Below are 1118 nucleotides of genomic sequence, written 5' to 3' on the forward strand. Positions count from 1 at the left end.
CGAACTCGGTCGGATCGAAGCGGGGCATGGCAGGTCTCCTCGACGGTCTCGGACCGCCGAAGCTATCCTACTGGCGCCAAAGAACAAAGAGCGAACCAACACGCTTTGCTGACACCGCCCTCGGCTCGCCTTTGGCGAGGCGGCCCGGCGACTGGGCTGGTCTTGGCGCTCCGCTCGGGCGGTGTGCGGAACTGGCGGGCATGAAGCGCGCCGCTCGGGCGTTGGATCGCCGCGCCGCGGCCCGTCGATGGCGCGGCTTTCGTTCAGAGTTTAGGAAAGACAGGAAGCTCAACCACAGATCGACATCAGAATTGAAATTGTTAAGGATCGTCTGATCTACCGCTTCGGCTTCGCCGATTTTCGGGCAGAGGCGGTCTGACGAGGGCACGTCGGCCGGGGATGCCTGCGATTTCCGGGTATCGGCTGGCTCGAACGGCCGGTCTCGGCGTCGGAGGGCAGACTCCGCCTCATGTGAGCAGCCTTCGTCGGACGAGGAACAGATTGCCGAGGGCGAACAGCGTGAAGAGCTGCGCGCGGTTCTTCGCGAGGCCGCGGTAGCGGGTCTTGAGATACCCGAACTGCCGCTTGAGCACCCGGAAGGGATGTTCGACCCGGGCCCGCACCATGGCGATGATCCGGTTGATGTCCTCATCGACGGGATGCAGCGCGCCGCCCTTCGGCGCCTTCCTCATGACGCCCCAGAACTTGCCGGGGCCAGAGAACGCGGCCTCCCGCGCGGCGCTGACATAGCCCTTGTCCGCCCAGACCGATGTCTCCGCGCCGTGCAGGAGCTCGTCCCAGACTTGGCTGTCGTGCACCTTCGCGGTCGTCGTCTCGAGGCTGTGCACGATGCCGCTGTCAGCGTCCACGCCGACATGCGCCTTCATGCCGAAGTACCAGGTGTCGCCCTTCTTGGTGGACGACATCTCGGGATCGCGGGCCCGGGCCTCGTTCTTGGTCGAGGACGGCGCGTCGATGATCGTCGCGTCCACCAGCGTGCCCGAGCGCAGCGTGATCCCCTGCTCGGCGAGGTGGCGGTTCACCTCCGCGAACAGCTGCTCGGTCAGATGGTGCCGCTCCAGGAGGTGGCGGAAGTTGAGGATCGTGGTCTCGTCCGG

General features: G+C 65.8%; 1 protein-coding gene. It reads right to left on the minus strand.

Going from position 1 to position 1118, the window contains the following annotated elements:
• Positions 1-467: 467 nt before the first annotated feature.
• Positions 468-1118, minus strand: a 651-nt coding sequence (locus DLJ49_RS21265; protein ID WP_115395488.1) for an IS5 family transposase, incomplete at its 5' end; no start/stop codon positions are given.

Source organism: Rhodovulum sp. 12E13 (assembly GCF_003340565.1).
In the GTDB taxonomy this organism is placed as follows: Bacteria; Pseudomonadota; Alphaproteobacteria; order Rhodobacterales; family Rhodobacteraceae; genus HLUCCA09.